The organism is Ruminococcus sp., assembly GCF_017549005.1.
Taxonomy (GTDB): Bacteria; Bacillota; Clostridia; order Oscillospirales; family Ruminococcaceae; genus Ruminococcus.
The window spans coordinates 36,460-60,096 of sequence record NZ_JAFYYT010000037.1 but is presented as its reverse complement, the minus strand read 5'-3'; the positions used below and the strand labels follow the sequence as shown (position 1 = coordinate 60,096).

General features: G+C 47.3%; 20 protein-coding genes, 1 tRNA gene and 1 riboswitch. Of the genes, 7 read left to right on the top strand and 14 right to left on the bottom strand.

Going from position 1 to position 23,637, the window contains the following annotated elements:
* The first annotated feature begins 87 nt into the window (after positions 1-87).
* On the top strand, positions 88-837 hold the full coding sequence (locus IKW96_RS08865) for a radical SAM protein (protein ID WP_296573358.1): 750 nt from the start codon (positions 88-90) through the stop codon (positions 835-837).
* A 198-nt stretch (positions 838-1,035) separates the two neighbouring features.
* On the opposite strand, the gene IKW96_RS08860 is transcribed toward IKW96_RS08865, so the two are convergent.
* Entirely contained in the window at positions 1,036-2,337 is a 1,302-nt protein-coding gene (locus tag IKW96_RS08860; RefSeq protein WP_296573356.1) for a GH25 family lysozyme, read from the bottom strand.
* Positions 2,338-2,776: 439 nt separating this feature from the next.
* Between IKW96_RS08860 and IKW96_RS08855 the strand changes: the two genes are divergently transcribed.
* Positions 2,777-3,529 (top strand): amidohydrolase family protein, encoded by a 753-nt coding sequence (locus IKW96_RS08855; protein ID WP_296573355.1) that lies wholly within the window; start codon positions 2,777-2,779, stop codon positions 3,527-3,529.
* Positions 3,530-3,608: 79 nt separating this feature from the next.
* Positions 3,609-5,183: a TIR domain-containing protein gene (locus tag IKW96_RS08850; protein ID WP_296573352.1), complete on the top strand. Its 1,575-nt coding sequence runs from the start codon at positions 3,609-3,611 to the stop codon at positions 5,181-5,183.
* Positions 5,184-5,251: 68 nt separating this feature from the next.
* Here the strand turns inward: IKW96_RS08850 and IKW96_RS08845 are convergent, their stop codons facing one another.
* The 3 genes from IKW96_RS08845 to IKW96_RS08835 form a co-directional block, all read right to left on the bottom strand.
* Positions 5,252-6,043 (bottom strand): AraC family transcriptional regulator, encoded by a 792-nt coding sequence (locus IKW96_RS08845; RefSeq protein WP_296573347.1) that lies wholly within the window; start codon positions 6,041-6,043, stop codon positions 5,252-5,254.
* A gap of 141 nt (positions 6,044-6,184) precedes the next feature.
* Positions 6,185-6,257, bottom strand: a tRNA-Ala gene (locus IKW96_RS08840).
* Between the two features lie 122 nt (positions 6,258-6,379).
* On the bottom strand, positions 6,380-8,311 hold the full coding sequence (locus tag IKW96_RS08835) for a GGDEF domain-containing protein (protein ID WP_296573344.1): 1,932 nt from the start codon (positions 8,309-8,311) through the stop codon (positions 6,380-6,382).
* Positions 8,312-8,677: 366 nt separating this feature from the next.
* Here IKW96_RS08835 and IKW96_RS08830 point away from each other — a divergent pair, with 366 nt between their 5' ends.
* The 3 genes from IKW96_RS08830 (at position 8,678) to IKW96_RS08820 (ending at position 13,612) form a co-directional block, all read left to right on the top strand.
* Positions 8,678-9,208, top strand: a complete 531-nt coding sequence (locus IKW96_RS08830) for an inorganic diphosphatase (RefSeq protein WP_296573341.1) — start codon at positions 8,678-8,680, stop codon at positions 9,206-9,208.
* A 71-nt stretch (positions 9,209-9,279) separates the two neighbouring features.
* Positions 9,280-10,425, top strand: coding sequence for a ribose-phosphate pyrophosphokinase (locus tag IKW96_RS08825; protein ID WP_296573338.1), 1,146 nt, complete (start codon positions 9,280-9,282; stop codon positions 10,423-10,425).
* A gap of 184 nt (positions 10,426-10,609) precedes the next feature.
* Positions 10,610-13,612: an ABC transporter ATP-binding protein/permease gene (locus IKW96_RS08820; RefSeq protein ID WP_296573336.1), complete on the top strand. Its 3,003-nt coding sequence runs from the start codon at positions 10,610-10,612 to the stop codon at positions 13,610-13,612.
* A gap of 34 nt (positions 13,613-13,646) precedes the next feature.
* Here the strand turns inward: IKW96_RS08820 and IKW96_RS08815 are convergent, their stop codons facing one another.
* Genes IKW96_RS08815 through ribD form a run of 9 tightly spaced genes read right to left on the bottom strand, consistent with a single transcriptional unit; the run spans position 13,647 to position 21,328 of the window.
* A complete protein-coding gene (locus IKW96_RS08815) occupies positions 13,647-15,293 on the bottom strand; it encodes a hypothetical protein (RefSeq protein ID WP_296573333.1) in 1,647 nt (548 codons plus the stop codon).
* A gap of 15 nt (positions 15,294-15,308) precedes the next feature.
* Positions 15,309-15,965, bottom strand: coding sequence for an HAD family hydrolase (locus tag IKW96_RS08810; RefSeq protein WP_296573329.1), 657 nt, complete (start codon positions 15,963-15,965; stop codon positions 15,309-15,311).
* Positions 15,965-16,432, bottom strand: coding sequence for a 6,7-dimethyl-8-ribityllumazine synthase (ribE, locus tag IKW96_RS08805; RefSeq protein WP_296573326.1), 468 nt, complete (start codon positions 16,430-16,432; stop codon positions 15,965-15,967). The genes IKW96_RS08810 and ribE (IKW96_RS08805) overlap by 1 nt, the downstream gene beginning before the upstream one ends.
* A gap of 18 nt (positions 16,433-16,450) precedes the next feature.
* The gene (locus IKW96_RS08800) at positions 16,451-16,981 is read right to left on the bottom strand and encodes a hypothetical protein (protein ID WP_296573324.1); all 531 of its coding nucleotides are present in this window, start codon (positions 16,979-16,981) and stop codon (positions 16,451-16,453) included.
* A 12-nt stretch (positions 16,982-16,993) separates the two neighbouring features.
* The gene (locus IKW96_RS08795; protein ID WP_296573321.1) at positions 16,994-17,461 is read right to left on the bottom strand and encodes a hypothetical protein; all 468 of its coding nucleotides are present in this window, start codon (positions 17,459-17,461) and stop codon (positions 16,994-16,996) included.
* A gap of 10 nt (positions 17,462-17,471) precedes the next feature.
* Complete coding sequence (locus IKW96_RS08790; protein ID WP_296573318.1) at positions 17,472-18,671, bottom strand: bifunctional 3,4-dihydroxy-2-butanone-4-phosphate synthase/GTP cyclohydrolase II; 1,200 nt, start codon at positions 18,669-18,671, stop codon at positions 17,472-17,474.
* Positions 18,672-18,676: 5 nt separating this feature from the next.
* A complete protein-coding gene (locus IKW96_RS08785) occupies positions 18,677-19,579 on the bottom strand; it encodes a hypothetical protein (protein WP_296573315.1) in 903 nt (300 codons plus the stop codon).
* 14 nt (positions 19,580-19,593) lie between these two features.
* Complete coding sequence (gene ribE / locus IKW96_RS08780; protein ID WP_296573310.1) at positions 19,594-20,238, bottom strand: riboflavin synthase; 645 nt, start codon at positions 20,236-20,238, stop codon at positions 19,594-19,596.
* Positions 20,219-21,328, bottom strand: coding sequence for a bifunctional diaminohydroxyphosphoribosylaminopyrimidine deaminase/5-amino-6-(5-phosphoribosylamino)uracil reductase RibD (gene ribD / locus IKW96_RS08775; protein WP_296573306.1), 1,110 nt, complete (start codon positions 21,326-21,328; stop codon positions 20,219-20,221). The genes ribE (IKW96_RS08780) and ribD overlap by 20 nt, the downstream gene beginning before the upstream one ends.
* A gap of 148 nt (positions 21,329-21,476) precedes the next feature.
* A riboswitch (FMN riboswitch) is annotated at positions 21,477-21,590 on the bottom strand.
* A 187-nt stretch (positions 21,591-21,777) separates the two neighbouring features.
* Between ribD and IKW96_RS08770 the strand changes: the two genes are divergently transcribed.
* Complete coding sequence (locus tag IKW96_RS08770) at positions 21,778-22,602, top strand: Mrp/NBP35 family ATP-binding protein (protein ID WP_296573304.1); 825 nt, start codon at positions 21,778-21,780, stop codon at positions 22,600-22,602.
* Between the two features lie 124 nt (positions 22,603-22,726).
* On the opposite strand, the gene IKW96_RS08765 is transcribed toward IKW96_RS08770, so the two are convergent.
* A complete protein-coding gene (locus IKW96_RS08765) occupies positions 22,727-23,566 on the bottom strand; it encodes a PIN domain-containing protein (protein ID WP_296573301.1) in 840 nt (279 codons plus the stop codon).
* Between the last annotated feature and the right edge of the window lie 71 nt (positions 23,567-23,637).

The window sequence follows — 23,637 nt, the reverse complement described above, 5'->3', positions numbered from 1 at the left end:
GGGAACGGCACACCGAGTAAGAAGTGTTCCCGTACTGCACCGATATGTGTATTGATTTCCGTAAATTATCACAAAGGAGCAGTTATTATGAATGTTTATCTGAAAAATCTTGAAAGAATAGAATTTGTTGTCACAATGGGCTGCACGGGACGCTGCATACATTGCAGCGAGGGCAGCCACGATTTCGGCGGCGAGCACATTGACGGCGGTATTGCCGCAAAAGCTGTTGCTGAGGTATGCAGGCACTACGATATCAAGTCACTCATGACCTTCGGCGGAGAGCCGCTTCTCTATCCCGAAACAGTCTGCTGTATACACAGGGCAGCTGCGCTTGCAGGTATTCCTGAGCGCGAGCTCATCACTAACGGCTTTTTCAGCCGCGACAGGGCGAGGATAAAAGATGTCGCTGCTATGATAGCCGAAAGCGGCGTGAACCGCTTGCTGCTTTCAGTTGACGCTTTTCATCAGGAAACGATACCCCTTGAGCCTGTGGAGTATTTTGCGGAATGCATAAGGGAGTCAGGCGTCCCTGCGGAGCTCAGTCCCGCATGGCTGAGCAGCGCTGAATGCGACAACCCATATAACGCCGTAACAAGGGAGCTTCTTGGGAGCTTTGAACGCAGAGGTTTTTGCATTGGCAGGGGAAATGTTATTTTTCCTCAGGGTAATGCGAAAAAGTTCCTTGCGGAGTATTTTGATGACGCAGAGGAACTGAAAAATCCCTATGAGGACGATCCTCATGATATACGGGCGCTCTGCTTCGACCCTGACGGAAAAGTTCTCGGCGGAAATGTTTATAAAGACGATATAATGGATATAATCGAAGCTTACAGATAATTATGAGCCGCAGCAGTTCCGAAAACATACGGACTGCTGCGGTGTTTTGGATCATAGATCTTGCTTATAAGGAAAGGTAAAAACGGGTATGGAGTCACGTGAACTGATAAAATATATCGAAACAGGCAGGTCAATACGAATAAAACATCCCGAACGCATTATTCAGTATGCTTTCGGGATGTTTAATTTTGCGTTTATTTATGATATCGGCTTGTCCATATACTGTATATCCATGTCCACATCGCCGTTTATTCCGGGGATATGACCGTAGGCGCTTGCCTGCCATATTGCGTATTCGCCCGTATAGTCAGTGGAATCGACAAAGTGCGCCAGCCATACGGGGGCTATGGACTTTGAACGTTCGCTCCATATATTATTGAGGAAGTTCTTGCTGCTGTAAAGTATGGGCGTATAGCCAAGCTTTCTTGTCTCGTCGGCAAAGGCTTCATATACGTCATTGATGTCATTTATGCTCATGCCGTACTTCTGGAAGTTGGCAAATTCTTCCCAGTCAAAGGCGACAGGCATCTGCAGCTCATGTCCGTTCAGCTGCTCGGCTATCCAGCGTGCGTGCTCGCGGACTCCCTCAATTGTATTGTCGGTGGTGTAGAAGTAAACTCCCACATCAAGTCCTGCGGCTGTGGCGTTTTCGAGATTCTGCTTGAAATAGTCGTCAAGAGTTATCTCGCTGTAGTAATATCCCACACGTATCATTACAAAGCTGCACCCTGCGTCGCGGACGGCGTTGTAGTCAACGTCGGTCTGCCATACGGAAACATCTATTCCGAAGCGTCTGTTCTCGCCCTGATATGCCTGTATGAAGTCGCTGTAGTTTACACGGGGATTGTTGTCAATTCCCTTGGGGACTTCCTCGACCACGTTTATAGTGAGGTCCCATGATGTGGAATTTCCGTAGCTGTCGGTGACCGTGGCGGTAAGGGGATAAGCTCCGACGGTGTCGGGGTCAACGGTACCGGTGTAGGTGAGGCTCGGGTACTTGTCGAAATTGTCTGCGAAGCCGACGTAGTTGTTGAGGTCAAAGTCCGTGCCGACCTTATGGCTGAGGTCCCAGCCAGAATTTATAATAGTCGGAGCTGTGGTATCGACTACCGCGTAGGTCAGCTTTTTTGTAAACTCGCCTCCGTTGTAGGTATAGGGGATATCCACCTCATAAACTCCCGTATCAGCGGTGTTGAGCAGAGTGCTGCCGTCCATGAGTTCAACATTGCGCTCGGTAACAAAGCTGTCAAGGCTTATCTCGGAATAGACCTCCACGGAATCCATGCCCGTAAGCACGAGATCAGCGGGCGGATCGACCTTTTTGGTCGTAGTGACCGTGGAAGTGGTCGTGAGCTTTGTAGTCGTGACAGAGGTGGCGGAAACAGTTGTGGTAGCAGCTGAATCATATGTCGTTACGTTCTTGTCTGCCTCTTTTTTGCTGCCGCAGGCTGTAAGCACACAAACCGACGCTAATACGGGGAAAATGTATTTTAACTTCATTTTTATACCTTTCGTTCTCTTAAATTGGTCAACAAATATCGGAATGCGCCGATATTTGTTATTTTTGCACTTATTATGTTAAATATGCTCGAAATGTCTATTTATTAGTATAACATATAATAAACGAAATAGCAAGGTTAGCGGAGCATTTTTTTCACGATGTGAACGAAAAAACTTGACTTCATGCATGAAATATGCTATCATTTAGTCACAAGGCGATTAATCGAAAGGGAAGTGATACTCCCGAAGTTACGGCTGCCGCAGCAGCGGTAAGCGTATGTGTCGGAAAGTGCGGACGATCAGAATTTAACGTGCATGGACTGCGTTGGCGGTCTTATTGTGCTGCAAAATTGACCGCTCTGCATATAATCGTAAGCTGCCGCAGAGTGATCTGCGGTTTTTTGTTGTTTTACGCCTTGTAACTGAAAGGAGTATCTTTATGATAATTGATTCACATATGCATCTTCCAGTTGATTTTACGGATCTTGCTTCAAAAAAGCGTGCTTTGCTCCGCGAAATGAGTAAAAACAGAGTCGACAGGGGCGTAGTCATTGCGGATTCAGAGCTTGAGAGCGTTATCGGCTCTGTAAAGGACTGCGCCGGGCTTTTCAGTGGAGACAGCGTTATTAAGGTCGTTGCAGGGATAAGTCCGCTCATCAGCTTTGAGGAGCAGCTCCGCTTCTGCCGTGAGCTGCTTGAAAACGGAGATATCATCGGGTTGAAGGTCTACACGGGGCATGAGCATTTTTACTGCACCGACAGCTCGCTTTTTCCCGTTTATGATCTTGCCGCGGAGTTCCGCGTGCCTGTGCTGTTCCACACGGGCTGGGACGAGGCGCAGTATGCGGCTCCAGAAAAAATGAGGGAACTTGCACAGAGCAGACGGGACAATACCTTCGTGTACTGCCACTGTTTCTATCCCGAGACGGACAAATGCTTTGAAGTCCTCGGCGGCTGCGGAAATGTTTACTTTGACACCTCTTCTGTGGCTGATGACAGCGGAAGGCTTACGGAAGTAAAGGTTTCGCTTGAAAAAGCCATAAGGCTCATGCCTGACAGGTTCATTTTCGGTTCCGATTTCGGGAGCTGTTCACAGGAAGCACACCTGCGCCTTGCAGAGAGCCTTGACATAACCGACGTACAGAGGGAGCTTTTCATGCACAGAAATTCCGAATATGTGTATAGACTGTAAAAAATCGGAAAAACTTGATTATAAGCCCTTTTTGTGGTATAATAATTGGAAAGTATGTGAATGAAAGGCGGTGAAGTTCGTGGGATATGTTTGTAAAATGTGCGGAAAGCTCCTGACCCTGTCCGGAGAAAAGAGTATCTGCGAATGCGAGTACTGCGGCTCGCGTCAGACCGTTCCGAGGCAGTATAGCGGCAGATACGAGGAAATGTACAACAGAGCCTGCGAGCTTCGCTTCAAAACGGATTTCGAGGGGGCGGAGAAGCTCTTTTCACTGCTGTGCGAGGAGTTCCCTGACGAGCCCGAGGGCTACTGGGGAAAGGTGCTCTGCCGCTGCGGCATACTCTATGAGGACGAAGCTGTTTCGGGCATGAAGCTGCCTGTTTGTCACCGTGCATACGGAACTTCCCTCAATGACGACAGGGACTGCTGCACGGCGCTTAGTCTTGCTGATTCGGAGCAGAGCGCATTTTACCGCCGCGAGATTTCCGCTATAGAAATGCTCAGAAAGGAAACGCTTGAGCGCGTAGGCACGGGAGTAAGGTATGACGCCTATATCTGCTGCCGCACTGAGGGAGCGGAAGCTTCCGGGGACAGGCTCATTGCCGATGAAATATACAGTCAGCTCTCAAAAGAGGGGCTGAGGGTGTTCTATTCTCCCGAAACCATCGGGGAAATGTCAGAAAAGGACGGAGAGGCGTATATAAGCGCTGCTGTAAAAGGTGCGGGGATACTTCTTGTTGTCAGCGCTGAGGCTGAAAGCTTTGCTGAGCCGAGGTTCAGGAGAGAGTGGAGCAGGTGTGCGGCTGCTGCCCGAAAGGACAGCGGAAAGCTCGTTATCACCTGCATAAAGGATACGGACAGAGGCGACGTTCCCGCTGAACTTGCAGATCATGATATAATGGATGCTTCGGAGATGAGTTTTCTTGCGGAGCTTATCAGGACTGTAAAGCTCCATACGGGCAGCGTCAGTGAGGGGAAGACCGCGGCGGCAAGGTCAACTCCCGAAAAGCTCATAAGGAGAATGAATATTTTCCTTGCGGACGAGGATTTTGAAGCCGCAGAGGAGTACAGCGATATGATACTTGACGCAGCTCCTCAGTGCTGGCAGGCGCATTTTGCCAAGTTCCTCGCGTTCAATGGCTGCCGCAGCGGAAATGACCTTCTGCTGGAGGAAGTGGTGAACAGCTTTGCCGACGACTATATCCTGCGGTACGGTTTTGATTTTGCCGACGATGTGGCTTTTGAGACGCAGTTTGGCGGAATGCTTGGGGATAACATAAAAAAAGCCGTCGAGTTTGCCGACGGTGACGATAAGCTTATGATCTCAACGTTCTATGAGCGCTTTGTGAGCGCTGTGCGCGACGCTGTATTTGCAAAGGAACAGGAAAAGATCGACGGGGAGGAAAAGCTTGAGCTCGACGAGATACGCCGCAGGCATGAGACTGAAAAGGAAGAAAGACTTGCCTGCCAGCGGAAAAAAGTGCTTATCCGCAAGCGCTTTCTCACCTATGTCGCTGTTGCTGTGGGAGTTCTTCTGATCCCTGCTATAAAATTCGGAGCGAAATGGGCGGCGGTTCTCATAGCAGTGCTGGTAGTTCTGACATTCATAGTCCTTGCAGGACTGGCAGATAAAAAGGAAAAGCGGCTGAAATAAGCGCCGTCAGCGGGAAAACGGTTTGTACAGGCGTACAATTGACCGAAAGATCCCGATGACGGCGTTTTTTATTTTGTTTCTGACTGTTTGTACTGCAGGGGAGTCTGTCCGAAAAAGCTGCCGAAAAGCTTCACGAAATATGATGTATTCCCGTAGCCCACGTTGATACCCACGTCCTTTACCGAAAGATCGGTGGTTTTCAGCAGTTCCGCAGCCTTGTTCAGACGGCTGGTGATAACGTCCTTGTTGACGCTGACGCCGAAGGTCTCAGTGTACAGGTGCTGAAAGCGCGAACGGCTCAGACAGAGCTCCTTTGCCATGTCGTCAATGGAGTAATCACGGCTTGGCCAGCGGTATATGGACTGACGTATCCATATGAGCTTTTCTGAATAAATGCTCTCGTTTTTTTCAGCGATAGCTGCCATTCTTCTGACCTTTTCCGACATCTTCAGCATAAGGAGCTGAAAATACAGGTCGATAGAGCGCTGTTTGTACGGATTTGAAGAGTAATGCTCGAAGCACATATTCCTTATCATATCCGACATATCGGTGATATCGGCTATGTTTACGGGATGATTGAGAGGAATGTTGAGTTCGTTCATCATTTTCTGTTCTTTTTCGTCGGGGTAAAAGTGGACCCAGTCATCGAAGTATTCGTCGGTGGCAGGATAGTAATACTGTGGAGTAAAAGGTCTGTAGATAATGACAGAATGTGCCGAGGTCTTGATATCTTTGCTGTCAATTTTGAAATGTGCAGGGTTTTTTATTATCAGCAGGAGCCAGCTTTTGGTGCCTTGTGGTCTGTTAATGCAGAAATCACGGTTGTGTCTGTGATTGAAGCCCACCTCGTCGATTTTCATTTTTTTCACCGCCATAATAAGATTTACAGCATTATTATAACATGGATACAAGGCTGTGTCAAGGGAATACAGCACAAAAGTGATATCATTTTGTGCTTTGCTTATAAACAAAAAAGCTCCGAAATATCGGAGCTTGAAAAGTGGACCCGAAGGGGATCGAACCCTCGGCCTCTGCGTTGCGAACGCAGCGCTCTCCCAACTGAGCTACGGGCCCGTTACATTATGATTATATCATGTAATTAAAAGCAAGTCTATCATAGATAATAAAAGTTTACAATTTGTTCATATTTGCAATTGCATATTTTAGCCGCTGCCATAAAGGACAGCGGCTTTCAGCTATGATTTGAGGTAGTGCGAGTGTTTCTTCTTGCGTTTTTCGTTGTACATTTTCTTGTCGGCTTCCGTAACGAAGTAGAAAATGTCCTCACCTATCTTCGGAGTTGCAATGACAAAGCCGGCGCTTGCACTGAGAGTGAACGGATATATGGCACTGTCGTTGATATGCTTGATATTGTTCTGTATCACGGCAGTCAGGTCGTCAGCCATTTCCTGAGTGTAGTCCGCACCGAAAACAATGAACTCGTCTCCGCCGAAACGGCAGAATACCTCGCCGCTGCAACAAGACTCCCTTAGCACGTCCGCAATGCAGCATATAGCCTTGTCTCCCGTACTGTGACCGTATGTGTCATTAATGGTCTTGAGTCCGTCGAGGTCAATGAACATAAGCATGATATCTCGTTGCTTTTCGATACATTCGTGATAGATGTCGTTGGTTGCATGAACGAAGCCGTTGCGGTTGAATATTCCCGAAAAAGTGTCCTGTACATAGAGGTTACCGAGACGCTTTACCGCGTATTCAAGGCACATGAGCTTTCTCATGTTTTCGAGGGAATTGCAGATATTTATAACGAATGTCTCGAACATTATATTCTGCAGCTCCAGCCGTGTACTGCGTATTATCATGTAGCCGAGACAGCGCTCGCCGAAATGCAGGGGAGTGATATAATAAAGCTTTCCTGCCTTGCCGTTTTCGGCAGGCGGCGGGAAGACCTTCTTGGATTTCAGCTTGTCACACTGGATAAAATGTCCGTTTGCATAGGCAATGGGGATGGTCACCTCGTCCGTATAGGTCATGGGTACGGAATTATCGACCCCGTCAAGGCTCATGGAGGTATCTATAGCCGATTCTATGTTCCAGTTGTCGCAGAGACAGAAGTAAAACTCATCGGGGTGAATCTCCATGGTGGTCTTTTTGAGAGTGCAGATATAGTCGTCGAAGCTGTTGCAGGCGAGGAGCTGGGTGGACATACGGTTCAGCACAGCCATATATACCTGTACGTTCTCAAAGTTGGAATAATTGCGGAAATTAAGCTCCTTCAGCTCGGAAACGTCCGAAAGGGCGTTGTGTGAACAGCCGCAACTCTCGGTAAAATGGGGAGTCATATTCAGCAGGAGCTTTCTGTCCTGCGGTATCTTGTTAAGGTGATTGTAGAGCATCTGGCAAGCAAGGACTCCGGTAAGCTCGAGGGGACGGTCTACAGACGTGAGCTCAACAAGATAGTTATGATTGTTGTAGGTGTTGTCGAAGCCCGTTACCGCTATATCGTCGGGAACGTTATACCCGTGAGTCCTGAGTGTGGTTATTGCAGAAGCTGCCATAACGTCGTTGGCACAGATTATAGCCTGCGGGAGCTCTGGGAGATTCTCAAGGAAGTGCTCCACAGCCATTCTGCCCGTGGGTGAACGGAAATCTCCGTAAAAAATAGCGTCGTCACAGATATCGAGGCCGTTTTCTTCGAGGACCGTGCAGAAAGCAGCAAGTCTTTCAGAACTTTCGGGATTCCCTCCGGGACCGGATATATAGGCGAACCTCGTGAAGCCGTGGACGTTTATCATATGCTCGGTTATCCGGCGCATTGCCGTGAAGTTGTCACTGCCGATATAGTAAAAGTCCTTTATGTCGTTGTCTATGCTGACGGTGGGGATACCGGCTCTTCTGATCCTATCGATGATATCGTTGACAACAGGCTTGTAGGACAAGGTATTTGTGAGAAGAATGGCGCCGTCGAAGTCCTTGAAGTCCGACAGCCTGAAAATGTTGAATTCGCCCATGTCGTGGCGCGGATTGTCCATATCGCCGCTGAAAGAGGTGAAAGCTGCGATGTTCAGACCGAAATCCCGTGCGCCCTGATTTATGCCGCTTAAAATGGTGCTCTGATAGCTTTGACCCATCTCTTCGATTATAACTGCGATCCGTGAGCCGATCATAAAGAATTTCCTCCCCCTCAAATAATCCTGAACGAAATTTTACAAATATATTTTACTATATTTTTATCCAAAAAGCAAGAGTATTTTATTATAATATTCATTAGCAATATTCATGTTTTATTAACAAAGGGCTGTTTTTTAAGATATATTGTTAAATGTACGAACTTTCACGGCAAAGTCGAAAAGACGAAAAATCTTCATGATTTTAGGATAATTTATAATAATTGCTGAAAATGAAGGCGTATATTGACAAATCTCAAAAAAATGGTATACTAATTAGTAGGGGATAACGTCATGTTTAATGGCTTTATCAATATTTTTGTACCCGTGTTACGTGCACGGTCGGATAAGCTTTGGAGGAAATTTATGAATATCTGGCACAAGATCAGTCCAAAGAGAATAACTCCGGATGATTTCATAGCGGTGATAGAGATCGGCAAGGGAAGCAAGATCAAGTATGAGCTTGACAAGGAAACAGGTCTTATAAAAATGGACCGTATCCTCTATACTTCCACTCATTACCCTGCGAATTACGGATTTATCCCCAGGACTTATTCAGACGACAATGACCCCCTTGATGTACTGGTGCTCTGCTCTGAACAGCTCATGCCGCTCACGCTGGTGAGATGCTATCCTATCGGAGTCATCAGAATGCTCGATAACGGCCATCACGATGAGAAGATCATCGCAATACCGTTTGACGATCCGAATTACAATATGTACAAGGATATCGAGGAGCTCCCGAAGCACGTTTTTGATGAAATGACACATTTCTTCAAGGTTTACAAGGAACTTGAAAACAAAACAACAGCCGTTAACGAGGTCGACCATGCTGACATTGCAAAAGAGATCATAAGCGGAGATATTGACCGCTATATCGAGTATTTCTGCAAGTAAGCACTGATCAGACCGAAAATGACTAAAAAGCGAAAGGAGTATCGTGCGTATTTACGCGCGAAAACAGTGTTATGACAGCTTCAAGTGAAATTTTATTCGGCAGTGATTCCAACGTTGCACCTATCGGCATTATCGCTATGAACAGCGTTACAGAGCTGGGAAAGAAGATCGACGATTATCTCGTTGACTGGGCAGGAAAAGGCGGCATCAATGTGGATACATTCCTCGTTGAGAGCGATTGTCCAAGATTTTCTTCAGGCGACGGAAAGGGATTTATCAAGTCTACTATTCGCGGCAAGGACCTTTTTATCATCGTTGATGTGGGAAACTACAGCATTAAGTACGATTATTTCGGAATGCAGAATGCCATGTCTCCCGACGATCACTTCCAGGATCTCAAAAGAATAATCCAGGCGGCAAGCGGAAAGGCTCACCGCATAACTGTCATTATGCCTACTCTTTACGGCGGACGTCAGCACAGAAGAAGCTACCGTGAGTCTCTTGACTGTGCCTGCGCTCTCCAGGAGCTTGAAGCTATGGGCGTATCGAATATCGTAACCTTCGACGCTCACGACCCGAGAGTCCAGAACGCTATACCGCTTATGGGCTTTGATAACGTAATGCCTACCTATCAGGTACTCAAGGCTATGCTCAAGGATATAAAGGGTATCAACTTCAATAAGGAAAAGTTTATGGTCGTAAGTCCTGACGAGGGCGCTCTCAACAGGAATATGTACTATGCTTCCGTTCTCGGCGTTGAAATGGGTATGTTCTACAAGAGAAGAGACTACTCCACTATCGTAAACGGCAGAAATCCTATCGTAGCTCACGAATACCTCGGAAATCCCGTTGAGGGCAAGGATATATTCGTTGCAGACGATATCATCTCATCAGGCGAGTCCATGCTGGACGTTGCTTCCGCACTCAAGAAGAAGAATGCAGGCAGGATCTTCGCTTACGCTACTTATGCTATCTTCACCAATGGCCTTGAAAAGTTCGATAAGGCTTATGAAGAGGGCACTATCGACGGCGTATTCGGTACCAACCTCACATACAGAACTCCCGAGCTGCTCAGCAGACCGTGGTTCCATGAGGTCGATGTATCAAAATATATCGCATATTTCATTGAAGCTATCAATCATGATGTGTCTATCAGCAAGATCATCGATCCTCATACAAAGATCGAAAATCTTCTCATAAAGTACGGCATGAAGTAATAAATTTTAATTGGGCGTTGTTTACAAACAGCGCCCTTTTCATTTGTGAAAAATACGTTAAGACCTTGTTAATTAACTACAAAGCTGATTGACAATTATTCGTCAAAGTGCTATAATATATTGTGTGACATTTAATCACAAGCAACATGATAGGGTTAAATTTTTAAAGAAAGCAGGGGATAATATGCTTCAACTGAAAGAGATCGTAAAAGAGTATGGAAGCGGCGAGAATACCGTCGCTGCCTTGCGCGGAGTGAGCCTAACCTTCCGTGAAAGCGAATTTGTTGCCGTTCTCGGACATTCAGGCTGCGGAAAGACCACCCTCCTGAATATTATCGGCGGACTCGACCACTATACCTCGGGCGACCTGATAATCAACGGCGTTTCCACGAAGGAGTACAAGGACAGGGACTGGGACGCCTACAGAAATCACTCCATAGGATTCATTTTTCAGAGCTATAACCTTATACCTCATCAGACAGTGCTCTCAAATGTTGAGCTCGCACTGACCATTTCAGGCATATCAAAGTCCGAGCGCCGCAAACGCGCAAAGGAAGCTCTCGAAAAGGTGGGACTGGGAGATCAGCTCCACAAAAAGCCCAATCAGATGTCGGGCGGACAGATGCAGCGTGTGGCTATTGCCCGTGCTCTTATAAACGATCCTGATATACTTCTTGCCGACGAGCCTACGGGAGCTCTCGACTCAGAGACCTCACTACAGGTAATGGAGCTCCTCAAGGAGATAGCAAGCGACAGACTGGTAATTATGGTAACTCATAATCCGGAGCTTGCTGATAAGTACGCAACACGTATCGTAAAGATAAAGGACGGTAAGATAACCGGGGACAGTGCTCCCTACAGCGGCGGAAAGTCCGGAAATGAAAAAAAGAAGAAGGATAAGGCTGTAAAGTCAAAGGAAAAAGCTCCGAAAAAGAAAAAGCGCGTATCAATGTCCTTCGGTACGGCGGTATCGCTTTCTCTCAATAACCTCCTTACCAAGAAGGGAAGGACTATTCTTACGGCTTTTGCAGGCTCTATAGGTATCATAGGCATTGCGCTGATACTCGCCCTTTCAACGGGTATCAACGAGCTTATCGACAGTATACAGGAGGAGACCCTTTCCTCATATCCGCTGGAGATAATGCGTGAGAATACGGATACATCGGGCATGATAGAAGCCCTTATGAACAAGCAGGAGGAGTATAACAGCCGTGAGTTCAGGGACGATACGGTATACGCAAATACTCAGGTCTATGATATGTTCAATTCCTTCAACGCTTCCGCAAAGCAGATAAACAATATGAAGGATTTCAAGACATTCCTTGACAATGACAGCGTCATAAAGGATAAATCCAATGCAGTCAGCTACGGTTATGACCTTAAAATGCCTGTATTCACAAAGTCTCCTTCGGGTGATATCATAAAGGTCGACTTCATGGATATGTACGGCAAGGCTATGGGAATGGGCGAGTCCGATATAATGACCGCTACCATGAACAATCCTATGGCCGGCATGGAAATGCAGGCTTTCGGCCTTAACGTTATGGAGCAGCTCCTTCCCGGTGAGAACGGCGAGCCTGTAAACGATATCGTAAAGGAACAGTATGAGCTCGTAAACGGCAGCTGGCCTGAAAGCTACAATGAAGCAGTTGTAGTTCTTACGCGAAACAATGAGCTTCCCGATATCATCGTTTATGCTCTCGGTCTCAAGGATCAGGAGGGCTTCAACGAAAAGCTGAAGGCTGTCATGAGCAATCAGGAGATAACCGATTACGGTCAGGTCGAGTGGAGCATTGACGAGATAACAGACAAGAAGTTCAAGATGATACTTCCGTGCGAGTACTATCAGAAAGATCTTGCTGGAAAAGGCTTCAACGACCTCACAGCTACTCAGACGGGACTTGAATATCTCTTCAATTCCGACGATATCGGAACAGATATAAATATAGTCGGATTCATCCGTCCGCGTGAGGGAGTAAAGGCTCCTATGCTGAAAAGCTATGTGGGATATACGCACCTTCTCACGGACTACGTTATAGAGCAGACAAATGACAGCGAAATAGTCAGGTCTCAGGTGGACGACCATGAAAACGATATAGTTTCGGGTAAAAAGTTCATGACCGACGATTATGTTGAGCCGACTCCCCAGGAAAAAGCCGAGACAGCAAAGGCTTTCATCAAAAAAGCCGATACTGACACAAAGGCTGATATATTCCGACTTGTGGCAGCTCAGCCCGACCCGAAGCAGGCAGACGCACAGGTAGAGGCTGCTATGAAGGACTTCGACAGGGAACAGTTCATCGCTCAGATAACGGATATGTACTCCGCTGAGCTGGGAGTAGACGCTTCTCAGATAACTGCCTTTGTCGGTCAGATGAGCGACGAGGAGATAAAGAGCTACGCAGAACAGGCTATAAGAGAGCAGATCGCGGAGCAGTACGCGAAAATGTCCCAGGAGCAGCTGGGTTCCCTCGGAAACGCTGAGCTTGCGGCAATGCTTGACACAGCCGAGATAAGCCTTGAAAATTATGGAGTCATCTTCGAGAAGTATACTCCCGAGGAGATATCAGACTCCACATACGATGATGTTTTGAAGCTTCTCGGAGTTGCCGATGAATCAGACCCGTCAATAGTACGTATCTATGCAAGCAGCTTCGAGGACAAGGACGAGATCGCGGAAGCCATAAAGCGCTACAACGACGGAGCAAAGGAAGCAGACGTTATACACTATACTGACGTCGTGGCTCTGCTTATGTCGTCAATTACCGGCATAATAAGCGGAATTTCCTATCTTCTTATCGCTTTTGTGGGAATTTCCCTTGTCGTTTCGTCGATAATGATAGGAATAATCACGTATATCTCAGTCCTCGAGCGTACACGTGAGATCGGTATACTCAGAGCGATCGGCGCTTCAAAGAGGAACGTCCGCACCGTATTCAATGCGGAAACTCTCCTTGTGGGACTTACGGCAGGACTTATCGGTATAGGCGTTTCAGTGCTTCTTACGATACCTATAAACGCAATTATACACAGTGTTACGTCGCTGGATAATCTGCGCGCACACGTTCCGTTTGCAGGAGCTGTTGTACTGGTCATCATAAGTATGGTGCTCACTCTCATAGCAGGACTTATACCTGCAGGAGTTGCAGCACGGAAAGACCCTGTGGTGGCACTCAGAACTGAATAAAACAAAGAAAAAGGAATGCGTTTGCATTCCTTTTTTATGTCTGAGCTGTTATTTCAGCGGCATATTCTCTCATTTTCCGTGATATTCCTGTTATGTACCCTTTGCTTAGAACGTCCTCAAAGCCGCATTCCGCAAGCGCCTGACGGAAGGTATATTCTCCTGAATAACAGGATATTTTCGCAATTTTTTTGTATTTTTCAAGAGCTTTGTCCATGTCGTTCCTCATATCAAAGAAAAGCTGAAGGCTTGCAAGACCTGAGGTCGCATAGCTTATGTAGTATCCCGGGCACTCGTAAAGGTGAGAGATATCGCTGAGACGATAGCCGATGTTGTAGTCGCTGAAGGAGTTCTCATACAGCCTGACGACTTCTTCGGGTGTAATATCGTCTATACGGGAGACAAGCTCGTACTCAAATGAGCCTATATAAAAGGCGCTGAATATGTAGTAGCACATATCCGCAAGAGTTTTCAGCCTGTTGCGGTCGCCGTCACTGCCGTATATATCGTCGAAAAAACTGGTGAACAGTATTTCCATGCCGTGGGACTGTACTTCTGCGATATCATAGTTGTTTTTCATGAGATAGGCGTGAGTATCGTCGTAGAATGAAGCGTGAAAGTGTCCGAACTCATGGACGGCGGTCATAAGGACATTGTCCCTTGACTTTTCACCGATGAAAATGTAAGCGCTGTTCTGCGTGGGAAGATCGTCGGTAAAGGCTATGTTGAAAGCGTCGGGATTGTTGCTTATACTGAACAGCTCCTCGTCTATGAGACGGTCTGCGCTTCTGCTGATATCGGGGGAGAGTTCCTTTGCATAGGTCCGTATTACATCAAAGGGAGCTTCACTGAGCATATCATTTTCGTACTGGCCGGAAGGAGCGGTCTTATGCCAGGCCTCTTCAATGGCGTAATACGCAGGTATGACCTCGCTGAGTACGGTATCTTTAAGGGCAAGGATATCCTCGCCTGAGTAGTCCCTGTAGTAGCTCTCGTAGAATGACTCGGGAGTTTCGTCCGAAAGCATATCGATCAGTATTTCAGCACATTCAAGATCTTTTGCGTCGTCTGAAAGAGTATCATCAGAGATCACTTCATAGTATCTGTTCCTGTCCTCTGAGGAGTCGTAATAAGCTGCCTCAGCTTCTGCACGGGCAGTTTCGAGATCATACGTGCCGTCGCTGTAAAGCTCCGCCATTTCGGGCGGAATTATGTTTGTGAACAGTTCACTGTACTGACTCTGCATTCCGCAGTAAAAGGCGTAGGAAATGAGATCCTCAGCAACGGAATAAATGTGCTCCGAGCTCTGATATGCAGCCATCGCTTCGTCGTTCTGATAGTCGCTGTAGAAGTCCACAGAGGCGAAAGTTCGGCTTTCGTAAATCCCGTCAAGCATATCGAGCAGGTGTTCGGTATTTTCCTGTATCCTGTCCTCGTTCTGTGGCTTTTCAAGTTGTTCTGTGAAGTGTTTGACAACGAGCTGTACGGAATCAAGCATTTCCTCGTCTGACTCGTCAGCTTCTTCATAGTTTTCGTCGGCTACGGACTGACCTATACTGTATTCTCTTTCCCTGTCCCTGTAGCGTGAGATACGCGGCGGAGAATCGTTCATAGCCGCGCAGGAACAGCATGAAATAGTCACGGCAGCAGCCATAACTGCGGAGACACAGCGGAGAAATGTCATTTTCAGCACTTCCTTTCAGTCAGCAAGATGTTTTACGGCGTCAGGTATGTCTTTTATGCTGTCAACGATGATGTCGGCCTGTGAGAGCTCCTCACGCGAGCCGAAGCCGTAGGCGCAGCCTATGGACGTAAGTCCGTTTCGGACTGCGGTCTCGATATCGTGAAAACGGTCGCCGACAACTGTGAAGCTTCCCTTGTGATTCGGCGCTATTTTGCGGAATATCTCATATTTGGGGATAAAATCAAAGGCTTCGCAGCAGTAGAAATGATCGAAATAACGGTCGAGACCGAAAACGCGCTTATGGCGCTCAAGATAATGAAAGCGGCAGTTACTCAGGAAAATGAGAGTATAGCCGCTTTTTTTCAGCTCCGAAAGCACTTCCTCAGCTCCGTCGTAAAGGGCTCCCTCGCCGCGGTCAACGCGCTCCGCCATATCCTTTCCCAGCATAAGACGGGCTTTTTCGCGTATCTCAGGGGCGAGCTCGGGGTGAAAATTATTCCACATATCTGTGGAGTTGAAGCCCAGCCAGCAGCTTATTTCAGCGTCGGTATACTCCTTTTCGGCAATATAGCCGTTGTCCGAGAGCCATTTCATGGTATCGCGGAATGCAGGAGCATAGGTCAGCATGGAGTTGTGGACAGTTCCGTCGTAGTCGAATATAAGATTTGTCATTATGCCTCGATCTCTCTGATGAGGTTTATCATCTCGATCGCACCCTCGGCGCATTCGCTGCCCTTGTTGCCTGCCTTTGAGCCTGCACGCTCGATGGCCTGTTCGATATTCTCAGTGGTGATAACTCCGAACATAACAGGTATGCCTGTCTGGAGAGAAACCTGTGCAATACCCTTTGCGGCTTCATTGCAGACGAGGTCGTAGTGGGAGGTGCTGCCCCTGATTATAGCGCCGAGACAGATAACAGCGTCATACTTGCCTGAATTTGCCATTTTTGAAGCAATGAGCGGTATTTCGAACGCTCCTGGTACCCATGCTATGTCGATAGCTCCCTCGCTTACGTCGTGGCGCTTGAGAGTGTCAACTGCGCCTCCGAGGAGCTTTGAGGTGATGAACTCGTTGAAACGGGCTACAACTATGCCTACTCTTATGTCCTTTGAGACAAGCTTTCCTTCATAAGTTTTCATAATAATTACTTCCTTTCGTTAATCCTTTGAGACCTTGTTTATCTTGTAGTAGTCTTTCAGGAGCTTTTTCAGCTCCTCATTCTTTTCCACGACTTCAAACTCCTTTGGCATGAGGGCGTTTCCGAACCACAGCTTGAGTCTGTCGCCTGTGAGTCTGTACATTATCTTCTTTTTCTGACGGGCAAAGCCGAAATTATCGGGGAAATACACCCTCTGAGAGGTGATGTACGCATATTTCCCTATGGTATAGTCCAGCAGGAGCAGTATCGTAATGAGTATGCCTGCCGCAAAAAGCAGAGCGAAATTAGTTACTCTTTCCGTATCGTGGGCTATTCTTGCACTGTTCCAGTAGAGGAAGCCGATGACGAGCCATGCCGCCCAGCAGCAAGCCCACCATGCAGCGTTCTTTTTGAGCTGCCTTTTGATTTTTATGGCAGTTTTTTTCGTGCTTACGCGGCTTCTGAATATGAAAAAGCCGATGATACCGAAAACGAATACCGCGCCTACCGCACACAGTATCACAATAGAGATGATCCTCGAAGTAGTCATGACAAGCTCCTTTTACTTTGTAAGGGGATTTTCATAGCCGTGCTTTCCGTACCAGTCGGCAAGCATTTTTACTGTCTTCGGTTTTTTTATGCCGAGATTGAAGCCCCTTGCGAACTTCTTATCGTTAATGAAAAGATCGAGCTTCTCAACTCCGAACATTCCCTTGCTGTATTCATAGCTCAGGTTCTGCACGGGCAAAATGCCCTTGTCCGCAAAAATGGCAGTCCTGATACCCTCGGGTGAAAGGCAGGTGATATCGAAGGGGATAAGGAGCACCACCAGCGATATCAGCAGAACGGAATGGATGGTATTTTTTACAAACAAACCTCCGACAGCGAGAACAAGAATGCCTGCGAGGGCCAGGATATTGCTTATGAACGTCTTTTCCTTTGCTCTCGACCATGAAATGAAACAGCATATATCATATACAAGAGCGGCTGCGCAGAGAATGATAAGAACGACTGTAAAAAATGTACTCATGATAAACACCTCAATAATTAAGAATATGTCCCATCTTGTCGCGTTTGGTTTTGAGATAGAACAGGTCGTAGGCGGTGGCGTCCACCTGTATCGGCACACGCTCCTTTATTTCAAGTCCGAAGCCGCTGAGCCCGTATACTTTGTCGGGGTTGTTGGTCAGGAGCCTCAGTGTTTTGCAGCCGAGGTCGCGGAGTATCTGCGCTCCGATGTAGTACTCGCGCATATCTCCGGGGAATCCCAGAGCGAGGTTCGCTTCGAGGGTGTCCATGCCCTTGTCCTGCAATTCGTAGGCGCGGAGCTTGTTTATAAGTCCTATGCCGCGTCCCTCCTGTCGCATATAGAGGAGTATTCCGCGTCCCTCTTTTTCTATCTGCGACATTGCCGCAGCAAACTGCTGTCCGCAGTCGCATTTCAGCGAGCCGAAAGCGTCGCCTGTAAGGCACTCGGAATGAACACGACAGAGGATATCCTGTCCGTTGCCGATATCGCCCTTTACGAGAGCTACATGGTGCTCTCCGTTGAGCTTGTTTACGTAGCCGAGAGCTCTGAACTCGCCGTACTTTGTGGGGAGCTTAGTATTCGCAACGCACTCCACAAGCACATCGTGGACTTTTCTGTACTCCTTCAGCGCCTTTATGGTGATGAATTTCATGCCCCATTCCCGAGCCTTTTCCTGAAGCTCGGGAGTTCTCATCATAGTTCCGTCGTCACGCATTATCTCACAGCACAGTCCGCATTCTTCAAGGCCTGCGATACGCATGAGGTCTACGGTAGCCTCCGTGTGTCCCTCGCGTTCGAGAACGCCGTTCTTCTTTGCTGTGAGAGGGAACATATGCCCAGGGCGGCGGAAGTCCTCGGGCCTTGCATCGGGAGAAACGCACATACGCGCCGTATAGCCGCGCTCCTCGGCGGAAATGCCTGTGGTAGTATCCACATGGTCTATGGATACCGTGAAAGCCGTGCAGTGGTTATCGGTGTTGTAGTCCACCATCTGCGGCAGATGAAGCCTGTCGCAGAGCTTCGCACTCATGGGCATACATATGAGACCCTTTGCATGGGCAGCCATGAAGTTTACGTTTTCGGTTGTTGCAAACTGAGCGGCGCATATCATGTCACCCTCGTTTTCTCTTGACTCGTCGTCTGTGACGAGTATTATCTCGCCGTTTCGGAGAGCCTCGCAGGCTTCTTCAACAGTGTTGTACTGGAACATTAAGATTACTCCTTATCAATTTTTATCTCGCCGTTATCGACTTTAAAGCTGATATTGCAGTTCTCTGCGTCAATATCAAGGCTGTGTGAAGTTTTTTTCTTCTTCTCGTTCTTAACCTCATAGTTTTTGAGGCCGTTGACCTTGATAGCGCCTGTCTCAGTCCTTACTCCTATCTTTGCTCCGTCAGAGCCGCTCAGGGGGAGACCGTAGGAGATATATCCCGTTTTTACGGAAATATCCGTATCAGCCTTGTAGGTGCAGGAGGACATGGAGATATTGCCGACATTGCAGGTTATTTCGGAAGGACCTGTGAATTCGGAACCGGTGCAGCTGATGTTCCCTATGGTCACATCGCCTTTTATTTTTCCTTTTATCCCGTTTAATCTGAGGTCACCCGAATATTCCTTCAGGTCGAAGCTGCTGACAAACTCAGGGACCGTTATATACAGGTCGCATTCCACGCGGCAGTCGGGAATGTTCTTTTTCAGCCATTCGGTGATATCTTCCTGAGTTTTGTCCTCGACAATACGTATATCCATTCTGCTGCCCTTTGTTTCGGTTATGGCGTTCAGGTGGTCCTTGACCTCCTGACAGACTTCCTCCGTATCGGCATATACCGTATAATCAAGGGCTAAGCCAGTCTTGTCGTCATGGGAGTACTCTACGGTCACGCTGCCGCTGTTTATATCCAACCCGAACTCCGATACTTCCTTTGCAGTATCAAATATGAAGTCCATCTGTGTGAACTTCTGTGTTTCGTATTGCTTTTCTGTTTCATTGAGGTCTATCTCAATGCCGTCAACATTTATCTTAGGGTCATTGGGGTCGACTTTCACAATGCCGTCGTTGCAGCCTGTGAGAAGTGCCGCAGCTGTAAATGCAGCTAAAACCTCTTTCAGTGCTTTCATATCCGATGTCTCCTTTAAAAGCCGTTTCTTGCGAGAAATTCCATGGTAATGCCGCTTTTTGGGGCGGTTTCCGAGGGCTTCATCAGCTTTTCAACGTATTTGCCGATGATATCGTTTTCAAGGTTGACGATATCGCCTGTTTTTTTAGTGCCGAGGATAGTCTGGGCGGCTGTGTGGGGGATAATGGAAACGCTGAACGATGTTTCCGTGACCTTTGCCACCGTCAGGCTTATGCCGTCAATGGCTATTGAGCCCTTTTCCACAATATACCGCAGAAGCTCCGGGGAAGTATCTATGGTGTACCACACGGCTATTCCGTCGTTCCTGATGTCGGAGACCGTTCCAGTGCCGTCAATATGTCCCGAGACTATATGTCCGCCGAAGCGTCCGTTTGCAGCCATTGCACGTTCAAGGTTTACGGGACTTCCCGATGTGAGACTTCCGAGGGAGGAACGGCTGAGAGTTTCGTTCATGACGTCTGCGCGGAATACTCCGCCGCCGAAATGAGTTACCGTAAGGCAGACTCCGTTAACGGCTATGCTGTCGCCGGTGTGAACGTCCTCAAGTACCTTTTTCGCCTCTACCTCGATGAATGATGAAGCTCCCGAGCGCTTTACGGCTTTGACGGTGCCTACCTCTTCAATTATTCCCGTGAACATTCTTCACCCTGCTTTCTATGAGGATATCGTCGCCGATATTGATTATCTTTGTGTTTTCAAGCATTACAGCCTCCGACGGAGTCGGGACTCCGACGCCGCTGACAGGGGATTTTCCGCTGCCACCAAAGAGCTTCGGAGCAATATATGCCTGTATCTTGCTGACTATGCCTGCCTTAAGTGCCGACCAGTTGAGCTCGCTGCCTCCCTCGAGGAGTATGCTGTCCAGTCTTTCGCCGCCAAGAAGCTTCATGAGCTCGCCGAGGTCAACTCTGCCGTTTTCCGGAGCTGTCCTTATTACCCTGCAGCCTGCCTCCTCAAAGCGTATGGCAGCTTCTCTGTCCTCTGATACCGTTGCGATGATAGTCGGGACTTCCCTTGCGGTCTTTACGATATTGCAGTCGAGGGGAGTCCTCAGTCTGCTGTCGCAGATAATGCGTATGGGGTCTCTGCCCTCTTCAAGACGGCAGGTGAGGAGAGGATCGTCGGCAAGAACTGTTCCCACGCCCACCATTATGGCGCTGTGCCTGAGCCTTTCGAGCTGAACATGGTTCCTTGCGGCTTCACCTGTTATCCATTTGGATTCGCCCGTATAGCAGGCTATTTTTCCGTCGAGCGTCATTGCGTATTTCATGGTCACGAAGGGGAGACCTGTCGTTATGAAGTGGAAGAAAATGTCGTTCAGTGCGTCACATTCGTCTCTGAGTACGCCCTCGGTCACTTCTATGCCGCTGTCCCTGAGTATCTGCGTACCCTTTCCCGCAACGAGGGGGTTGGGGTCCGAGGAGCCAATGAATACACGCTTGATACCGTGTGCGAGTATGGCGTCCGTACAGGGCGGTTGCTTTCCGTGGTGGCAGCAGGGCTCGAGGGTAACGTACATATCCGCGCCCTTGCAGTCTATACCCTTTGCCTCGCAGTCGGCGAAAGCATTGCGTTCTGCGTGGAGGTCGCCGTATTTCTTGTGGTAGCCGCTGCCGATTATCTCGCCTTTCTTGACGATAACAGCTCCTACCAGCGGATTGGGAGATGTGAAGCCCATACCCTTGCGGGCTATCAAAAGGGCTGCGCGCATGAATTCTTCGTGAGACATAGTTCCTCCTGTTTTCTGTGATAAGTAATGAGTAGGGGCAGATATTATCCGCCCGTTGCGGCAAATATTGTTTCGTGACAGTATATCCCCTGAAAATATAAAAAGCCCCGTATATCGGGGCACGGTTACTTATACTGCACATAGTGCGGTTTATCTTCTTTCATCCGGACTTTACCGTCGGCTTCGGAATCTCACCGAATCAACCAAGAGGTTCGCAGGCTATACTGCCGGTAGGGAATCTCACCCTGCCCCGAAGATATATTGGATCCAAGACCTGAGAATTGGTATATAAGTGACTTATTCAGAACTATGTTCCTTAGTTCTTAGCTCTTAGTTCTTAACTCTCAACTGCTATTATATCACTGTGTTATTCATTTGTCAATATCCTGTTGCTATTTTCGGAATTATGTGATATAATATTAGTATTACATCTTTAAGGAGTGTTTTTAATGAGCGAATGTACACATGACTGCTCAAGCTGCGGAAGCGACTGCGGCAGCAGAACAGAGCCTCAGAGCCTGCTTGAAAAGCCCAATGCCATGAGCAGTATCGGCAAGGTGGTAGGAGTTGTCAGCGGCAAGGGCGGCGTCGGCAAGACCCTCGTATCGTCACTGCTTGCTGTTTCCATGCAGAGACTCGGCAAGAATGTGGGAATAATGGACGCAGATATCACAGGTCCTTCCATACCCAAGGCTTTCGGCATACATCAGAAGGCTGACGCCTGCGAATTCGGAATTATCCCTGCCAAGACAAAAATGGGACTTGACATCATGTCTATCAATCTTCTCCTCGAGAACGAGTCCGACCCTGTTGTATGGAGAGGTCCTGTTATCGCAGGAGTTGTCAAGCAGTTCTGGACAGACGTTATCTGGAAGGATATAGACTGCCTCGTAGTTGATATGCCTCCGGGAACAGGCGACGTTCCGCTTACGGTTTTCCAGTCTCTGCCCGTTGACGGTATAGTTATCGTGACTTCACCGCAGGAGCTTGTTTCAATGATAGTCGAGAAAGCCGTTAAAATGGCAAAGCTCATGAATATACCGATACTCGGTATCATCGAGAATATGAGCTATTTTGAATGTCCCGACTGCGGCAAGCGCCACAGCATTTACGGCGAGAGCCATATCGAGGAGATAGCTGCACAGTATGATATACCCGTACTTGCTAAGCTCCCTATCGACCCTCAGCTTGCAAAGCTCTGCGACCAGGGAACTATCGAGCTCTTCGAGGGCGAGTGGCTCACAGAAGCGGCCGAGAAGATAGCTGCGCTCTGAGTTGCCGGTCATAAGTGCATAGTGATAAGTATGGGCGCACAGTGTGCGCCCTTTTTCTTTGAAAGTGAAAATATAAAACGCCCCCTGCATCACTGGTGATTCAGTGGTGCGGGGCTATTATTTGTTACGGTAAATTCTTCAGCATAGGTTTGAAATGCTTTATTATCTTACTTACATTTTCACTGGGAATGATTTTACATAGTTCACTATTAATCTGTTGCCTTGTGGTAGAATTTACGAGAATATTGATGATTCTATCCTGTTTCTCTTTATATACACCGTTTTTGAATTTTTGTTCATAAACTGATTTGAATTGTGCTTCGCGCATATTTTTATCAACTTTTGAATTGGATTTATTAGATGGTAGATTTTTAATGAATTCTTTGTATGCTTTATATAATGCAGGAATATTGCTGCTTGGTATAAGTTTAGTCAATTCATTGTTGAGAGATTGTTTGTCTTTGGCATTTAGGAAAAGAGTAATAATAGCTTCCTTTTTTGTAGAATATGGAGATTTATTAAATTTCTGACCAAAAAGTGAGCGGATTTGAGATTCTTTTGAAGTTGTTACGCTTACTTGTTTAGTGTTTTGCTTTTTGACAGTTGTTCCTTGCAGTTTTTTCTTTCGTGAAACTGAAATACATAGTTCTTTTTTCCAGAATTTAATGACGTTATCAAAATCTGTGTCATTACTGATAATTACGATGTTACATTTTGATTTACCAGCTAAATAACCAAGATAGGAACCTATATGTATATCTGTCGATTGTTTTCCAGCAGGGATTTCTATCATTTTCAGTTCTGCTTTTCCATGATTGGCAATTTCAGCCATATCAATCTTGCGAGCATTTTGTGTGAAGAAAATAATGATATGATCGGATGCAATCATATTTTTACATCCAGAAAGACCATTAATCCCTACATTCTCATAATCTACTAAATAATATGAATCTATTATAAACACCTTCTTTTATGTGTGTGATAACTATTTTCCCATACTCAATCCTATTTTTCAATTCTAAATTCAAAACACTG